The sequence below is a fragment of the Streptomyces africanus genome (assembly GCF_002150735.1).
Lineage (GTDB): Bacteria > Actinomycetota > Actinomycetes > Streptomycetales > Streptomycetaceae > Streptomyces > Streptomyces africanus.
This window is the reverse complement of the sequence record NZ_MUKA01000244.1, coordinates 1-6471: the sequence shown is the minus strand read 5'-3', so window position 1 is coordinate 6471 and position 6471 is coordinate 1. Positions and strand designations below refer to the sequence as shown.

General features: G+C 71.3%; 7 protein-coding genes and 1 pseudogene. 3 read left to right on the top strand and 5 right to left on the bottom strand.

Annotation, left to right across the window (positions count from 1 at the left end):
- Positions 1-116, top strand: a pseudogene (locus tag CCL05_RS46450) (DeoR family transcriptional regulator); the annotation flags it as partial.
- A 320-nt stretch (positions 117-436) separates the two neighbouring features.
- Here CCL05_RS46450 and CCL05_RS28345 read toward each other — a convergent pair.
- Positions 437-2212, bottom strand: coding sequence for an acetyl/propionyl/methylcrotonyl-CoA carboxylase subunit alpha (locus CCL05_RS28345; RefSeq protein ID WP_086563419.1), 1776 nt, complete (start codon positions 2210-2212; stop codon positions 437-439).
- A gap of 344 nt (positions 2213-2556) precedes the next feature.
- Between CCL05_RS28345 and CCL05_RS28340 the strand changes: the two genes are divergently transcribed.
- The gene (locus CCL05_RS28340) at positions 2557-3036 is read left to right on the top strand and encodes a hypothetical protein (RefSeq protein ID WP_086563421.1); all 480 of its coding nucleotides are present in this window, start codon (positions 2557-2559) and stop codon (positions 3034-3036) included.
- Here CCL05_RS28340 and CCL05_RS28335 read toward each other — a convergent pair.
- The 4 genes from CCL05_RS28335 to CCL05_RS28320 all read right to left on the bottom strand — a co-directional run bounded on the left by CCL05_RS28335 (position 3005) and on the right by CCL05_RS28320 (position 5701).
- A complete protein-coding gene (locus CCL05_RS28335) occupies positions 3005-3625 on the bottom strand; it encodes a Maf family protein (RefSeq protein ID WP_086563417.1) in 621 nt (206 codons plus the stop codon). The two genes, CCL05_RS28340 and CCL05_RS28335, sit on opposite strands and share 32 nt — an antisense overlap.
- Before the next feature lie 32 nt (positions 3626-3657).
- Positions 3658-3786, bottom strand: coding sequence for a morphogenic membrane protein MmpB (gene mmpB / locus CCL05_RS47180; protein ID WP_086563415.1), 129 nt, complete (start codon positions 3784-3786; stop codon positions 3658-3660).
- Positions 3787-3865: 79 nt separating this feature from the next.
- A complete protein-coding gene (locus CCL05_RS28325) occupies positions 3866-4075 on the bottom strand; it encodes an acyl-CoA carboxylase epsilon subunit (RefSeq protein WP_031132777.1) in 210 nt (69 codons plus the stop codon).
- A gap of 24 nt (positions 4076-4099) precedes the next feature.
- Complete coding sequence (locus CCL05_RS28320) at positions 4100-5701, bottom strand: acyl-CoA carboxylase subunit beta (protein WP_086563414.1); 1602 nt, start codon at positions 5699-5701, stop codon at positions 4100-4102.
- Between the two features lie 110 nt (positions 5702-5811).
- Between CCL05_RS28320 and CCL05_RS28315 the strand changes: the two genes are divergently transcribed.
- On the top strand, positions 5812-6471 hold a 660-nt coding region (locus tag CCL05_RS28315), incomplete at its 3' end, for a biotin--[acetyl-CoA-carboxylase] ligase (RefSeq protein WP_086563412.1).

Below are 6471 nucleotides of genomic sequence, written 5' to 3'. Positions count from 1 at the left end.
CCGGGCCTCGGCGGCAGGTGCCGGGGGCGGGGAGTGGGTTGCGGTCGGCCTCGATGCTCGGGGAGCAGAGTCCTGGGGCGGAGCGGGCGAGGGTGGCGGATCTGCGGCGGCGTTGAGAGCGCCGGGCGCCGGTCCAGGTGCTGTGGGTCGTCAGGCATCCGGCGTTCTGCTGAGGCCGGGTGGGTCCGCAGCCCGGCGGTGCGGGGTGCCGCTGCGCCCACCCGTGCCGCCCCAGCGGCACGACTGCCCGCAGCTGGGTGCGCCCGCACCCGCCGACGGCGAGCAGGGGACGTGTCGGGGGGTGTCCGCCCGCAGCGGTTGGCGCGTCAACGGGGAGTTAGTCGGTTCGCAAGTCCATCGCGCCGTTCCGAGGACGGACACCCCCCGGCGCGGCCCCGACTGAGGGCCGCTCCGTAGGCGTGTCCGTCCTGGTCGCTCAGTCCTTGATCTCGCAGATTGCCGCGCCCGACGTGACCGACGTGCCGATTTCCGCGCTGAGGCCCTTGATCGTGCCGGACTTGTGGGCGTTGAGGGGCTGTTCCATCTTCATGGCCTCCAGGACGACGACCAGGTCGCCCTCCTTGACCTCCTGGCCCTCCTCCACCGCGACCTTGACGATCGTGCCCTGCATCGGGGAGGCGAGGGTGTCGCCGGAGGCGGCGGGGCCCGACTTCTTCGCCGCGCGGCGCTTGGGCTTGGCCCCGGCCGCGAGGCCCGTGCGGGCCAGGGACATGCCCAGGGACGCCGGGAGGGAGACCTCCAGGCGCTTGCCGCCGACCTCGACGACCACCGTCTCGCGGCCCGGCTCCTCGTCCGCCTCCAGGGCGTCAGCGGCCGCTGTGAACGGCTTGATCTCGTTGACGAACTCCGTCTCGATCCAGCGGGTGTGGACCGTGAACGGGTCGGAGGAGCCGGTGAGCTCGGGCGCGAACGCCGGGTCCTTCACCACCGCGCGGTGGAACGGGATCGCCGTCGCCATGCCCTCGACCTGGAACTCCTCCAGCGCACGCGCGGCCCGCTCCAGGGCCTCCTTGCGCGTGCGGCCGGTGACGATCAGCTTGGCCAGCAGGGAGTCCCACGCCGGGCCGATGACCGACCCGGACTCCACGCCCGCGTCCAGCCGGACACCCGGGCCGGACGGCGGGGCGAACGTCGTGACCGTGCCGGGGGCCGGCAGGAAGTTGCGGCCCGGGTCCTCGCCGTTGATGCGGAACTCGAAGGAGTGCCCGCGCAGCGCCGGGTCGTCGTAGCCGAGCTCCTCGCCGTCGGCGATGCGGAACATCTCGCGGACGAGGTCGATGCCGGCGACCTCCTCGGTGACCGGGTGCTCCACCTGGAGGCGGGTGTTGACCTCCAGGAACGAGATCGTGCCGTCGTTGCCGACGAGGAACTCGACCGTGCCGGCGCCGACGTAGCCGGCCTCCTTCAGGATCGCCTTGGAGGCCGAGTACAGCTGCTCCACCTGCGCGTCGGACAGGAAGGGGGCCGGGGCCTCCTCCACCAGCTTCTGGTGGCGGCGCTGGAGGGAGCAGTCACGGGTGGACACCACGACCACGTTGCCGTGCTGGTCGGCCAGGCACTGGGTCTCCACGTGCCGCGGCTTGTCGAGGTAGCGCTCGACGAAGCACTCGCCCCGGCCGAAGGCGGCGACGGCCTCGCGGACCGCCGAGTCGTACAGCTCCGGGACCTCTTCGAGCGTGCGCGCGACCTTCAGGCCGCGGCCGCCGCCGCCGAACGCCGCCTTGATGGCGATCGGCAGACCGTGCTGCTCGGCGAAGGCGACGACCTCCTCCGCACCGGACACCGGGTCGGGCGTGCCCGCCACCAGCGGGGCGCCCGCGCGCTGCGCGATGTGCCGGGCGGCGACCTTGTCGCCCAGGTCGCGGATGGCCTGCGGGGGCGGGCCGATCCAGATCAGGCCCGCGTCCAGGACCGCCTGCGCGAAGTCCGCGTTCTCGGAGAGGAATCCGTAGCCGGGGTGGATCGCGTCCGCGCCCGACTCGCGGGCGGCCTTCAGCACCTTCTCGATGTCGAGGTAGCTGGTGCCCGGCGTGTCACCGCCCAGGGCGAACGCCTCATCCGCGGCGCGGACATGCAGAGCGTCCCGGTCCGGGTCGGCGTAGACGGCCACGCTCTTGATGCCGGCATCCCGGCAGGCCCGGGCCACGCGGACAGCGATTTCGCCACGGTTGGCGATGAGCACCTTGCGCACGATGAGGCTCCCTCCTTGAAACAAGCCGAGTTTAGGGACTGCCGACACGGCACTTCGACCCGTCCCCAGTGGTGAGCTTGCCCACACGGAGCGTGATGCGAGGCTCGCTCGACCCGCGAAATCCCTTGTCGCACCGCGGTACGCAGTACTCCTGCGGGAAACCCTAGCCGTCCCCTGTGGTCAAGGTCTCTGTCATCACGTGCTGCGGGCCACTCTGTTTCTTTGTGGAGTCCCTACGAATGGCCCAATGATTCTTTGCCCGCCGCAGAACCCTTGTCCCACCGTTTACTCGTTAGTAGCGTTCGCGATGTCTCGAACGTACTAGGGGTAAGTGGGTGGGCCCGGTGGTGCGCAGGCCGGTGGCGTGGATCGCGGCGGTGGTGCTCTTCGGTGAGGCGTTCGGCATCGCCGCGCTGAACTGGTTCCTCGGCGTCGTCGTCGACCGGCAGGACATGTCGCTGGCCGGGCTCGATCCGCACATGATGTCCGTGTCGTCGAAGATCGGCGGGATCGCCTTCGGCCTCTACTTCGCGCTGTGCGGCCTGGTCGCCCTGCTGGTGGCGCTGCGGGACCGGCCCCCGGCGGGCTTCGGGCGGGTGCTGCTGATCAGCGCGGCGGTCGTGCACGCACTGCTCGGCGCGTTCACCTGGGGGCTCGTGGGCTGGCCCGCGTTCCTGTTCATGGTGCTGGTGCTCGGCCTGATCGTGCTGCTGCTGATGACGTACGACCGTCCGGCCGAGCCCGCCGGTGCCGCGCCGCCCCAGGACGGGGCGGGCGGCGACGGCTCCCCGGTCACTTCTCCGCCGGCGCCCACAACTCCGTGATGCCGACGCCCAGGTCCGCGAGGAGCCGGCGGACGAGGGGCAGGCTGATGCCGATCACGTTGCCGTGGTCGCCGTCGATGCCGTCGATGAACGGGGCCGAGCGGCCGTCCAGCGTGAACGCCCCGGCGACGTAGAGGGGCTCCCCGGACGCGACGTAGGCGGCGATCTCCTCGTCGGTGGGCTCGCCGAAGTGGACGACGGTGGAGGCGGTGGCGGAGGCGTAGCGGCCGGAGAGCGTGTCGTAGACGCAGTGGCCGGTCTGGAGGGTTCCGGCGCGTCCGCGCATCGCCTTCCAGCGGGCGGTGGCCTCCTCGGCGTCCGCGGGCTTGCCGAGGGCCTGGCCGTCCAGGTCGAGCACCGAGTCGCAGCCGATCACGATCGCGCCCTTGGCCTCCGGCCGGGCCGCCACGACGGAGGCCTTCGCCTCGGCCAGGGCCAGCGCCAGTTCGGCGGGCGTGGGGGCGGTGACGGCGTCCTCGTCGACGCCGCTCACGATCACCTCGGGGGCGAGACCGGCCTGGCGGAGCAGCCCGAGCCGGGCGGGGGACTGGGAGGCGAGGACGAGTCGGCGGCGCGGCTGATCTGTCATGCGTTCAGCGTATCGGCGTCACCTGTCGCCTCTCACCTCACGCCGATCACGATCATCGCCAGCACCATGGCCAACGCCATGAGAACGCCCAGCCGCCGCAGCATGTCCTGCATGTCCCGCAGTTCTTCGGGCGGTTCGTTCTCGGGGTCGGACCACAGCATGCCTTCCATCGTCGGACCGGGGGCGGGGACGACGCCTGAGTACGCGTACTCAACTTGCCCCCGCCCCCACCCTTACGGGTCAGCCCGGCCAGTACGTGCGGCCCCACGCCGCCGGCCCCGGCTGGGGCAGGCGGTGGGCCGCGATGCGGGACGGGTCGGACCAGGAGTCGCGGGTGGCCGGCGCGCCGGGCGGCGTTGCGGCCGCCGCCGCGGCGCGGGCCCTGACCACCGCCAGGGCGGCGGCCAGCTCCTCCGGGGTCGGGTTGCCCCGTACGACCTTGATCGTCATGTGGGCCTCCTGGGCTCGCCGGGACTAGAGGGGGATGTTGCCGTGCTTCTTCGGAGGCAAAGATTCCCGCTTCGTCCGCAGTTGACGCAGGCCTCGTACGACGTGCCGGCGGGTCTCGGACGGCAGGATCACCGCGTCGACGTAGCCGCGCTCGGCCGCGACGTAGGGGTTGAGGAGGGCGTCCTCGTACTCCTGGATCAGCCGGGCCCGGACCGCCTCCAGGTCCTCCCCGGCCGCCTCGGCCTCCGCGATCGTGCGGCGGTGCAGGATGTTGACCGCGCCCTGGGCGCCCATGACGGCGATCTGGGCGGTCGGCCAGGCGAGGTTGAGATCGGCACCCAGGTGCTTGGAGCCCATGACGTCGTAGGCGCCGCCGAAGGCCTTGCGCGTGATGACCGTGATGAGCGGGACGGTCGCCTCGGCGTAGGCGTAGATCAGCTTGGCGCCGCGCCGGATGATGCCGTCGTGCTCCTGGTCGACGCCGGGCAGGAAGCCGGGGACGTCGACGAAGGTGAGGACCGGGACGTTGAAGGCGTCGCAGGTCCGCACGAAGCGGGCCGCCTTCTCGCTGGCCTTGATGTCCAGGCACCCGGCGAACTGCATCGGCTGGTTGGCGACGATGCCGACCGGGTGGCCCTCGACCCGCCCGAAACCGGTGACGATGTTCGGCGCGTACAGCGGCTGCGTCTCGAAGAACTCGGCGTCGTCCAGGACGTGCTCGATCACCGCGTGCATGTCGTACGGCTGGTTCGCGCTGTCCGGGACGATCGTGTCCAGCTCGCGGTCCTCGTCGGTGACCTCGAGGTCGGCCTCCTCCGGGAAGGCCGGCGCCTCGGAGAGGTTGTTGGACGGCAGGTACGACAGCAGCTGCTTGATGTACTCGATGGCGTCCTTCTCGTCACCCGCCATGTGGTGGGCGACTCCGGACGTGGAGTTGTGGGTCCTGGCTCCGCCCAGCTCCTCGAAGCCGACGTCCTCACCGGTGACGGTCTTGATGACGTCGGGGCCGGTGATGAACATGTGCGAGGTCTGGTCGACCATGACCGTGAAGTCGGTGATGGCGGGGGAGTAGACGGCCCCGCCCGCACACGGGCCGACGACCAGGCTGATCTGCGGGATCACACCCGACGCGTGGGTGTTGCGGCGGAAGATCTCGCCGTAGGCACCGAGGGAGGCGACGCCCTCCTGGATCCGGGCGCCGCCGGAGTCGTTGATGCCGATGACCGGGCAGCCGGTCTTCAGGGCGAAGTCCATGACCTTGACGATCTTCTGCCCGTACACCTCGCCGAGGGCCCCGCCGAAGACGGTGAAGTCCTGCGAGAACACGGCGACGGGGCGGCCGTCGACGGTGCCGTAACCGGTGACGACCCCGTCCCCGTACGGCCGGTTCTTGTCGAGGCCGAAGTTGGTGGAACGGTGCCGGGCGAACTCGTCGAGTTCGACGAAGGAACCCTCGTCAAGCAGGAGTTCGATCCGCTCTCGGGCCGTCAGCTTGCCCTTGGCGTGCTGCTTCTCGACGGCGCGTGCGGAGCCGGCGTGCGTCGCTTCCTCGATGCGGCGCTTGAGATCCGCGAGCTTGCCCGCGGTCGTGTGGATGTCAGGCTTCTGCTCTTCCGGCTCGGACATCGGGATGCGGCTCCCTGCCTGCTCAAAAGGGGGGACGATTACTCATCCGTAGAGTAGTGGGGTGCCTCCGCATCAGCAGTGCGGCGTTTACCACACCTAGGGTGGCTTGCATGACGCCGCGAGATGCATCAGAGCCGAACGGTAGCCGGTGGTCGGACCTGGACCGCCCGCCCCTCAACATCACCGCCCTGCGCCGGGGCCTGGTGCACGAGGGCGGGCTGTGGTCCGAGGTGGACCTCGTGCAGCGCACCGGCTCCACGAACTCCGACCTGGTGGCCCGGGCGGCCGAGGGCAGCGCCGCCGAGGGCGCGGTGCTCGTCGCCGAGGAGCAGACGGCCGGGCGCGGGCGCCTGGACCGGCAGTGGACGGCGCCGCCCCGCTCCGGCCTTTTCTTCTCCGTGCTGCTCACCCCGGGCGAGGTGCCGGTGTCCCGGTGGGGGTGGCTGCCGCTGCTCACGGGTGTCGCGGTGGCGACGGGGCTGTCGCGGGCGGCGGGTGTCGACACGGCGCTGAAGTGGCCGAACGACCTGCTGGTCACCGTCCGGGGCGAGGAGCGCAAGGCCGGGGGGATCCTGGCGGAGCGGGCCGGGGACGGCGGGGTCGTCATCGGGGTCGGCATCAACGTCACGCTGAAGGAGGACGAGCTGCCGGTGCCCACGGCGGGGTCGCTGGGGCTGGCCGGGGCCGTGAGCACGGACCGCGATCCGTTGCTGCGGGGAGTGCTGCGGGCTCTGGAGGAGTGGTACGGGAAGTGGCGTGCGGCCGGGGGT

What these genes read in the sequence shown, in the direction of transcription:
- CCL05_RS28335 (WP_086563417.1), bottom strand. Translation starts at nt 3,625, where the DNA reads ATGACAGATCAGCCGCGCCGCCGACTCGTCCTCGCCTCCCAGTCCCCC.
- mmpB (WP_086563415.1), bottom strand. Translation starts at nt 3,786, where the DNA reads ATGCTGTGGTCCGACCCCGAGAACGAACCGCCCGAAGAACTGCGGGAC.
- CCL05_RS28325 (WP_031132777.1), bottom strand. Translation starts at nt 4,075, where the DNA reads ATGACGATCAAGGTCGTACGGGGCAACCCGACCCCGGAGGAGCTGGCC.
- CCL05_RS28320 (WP_086563414.1), bottom strand. Translation starts at nt 5,701, where the DNA reads ATGTCCGAGCCGGAAGAGCAGAAGCCTGACATCCACACGACCGCGGGC.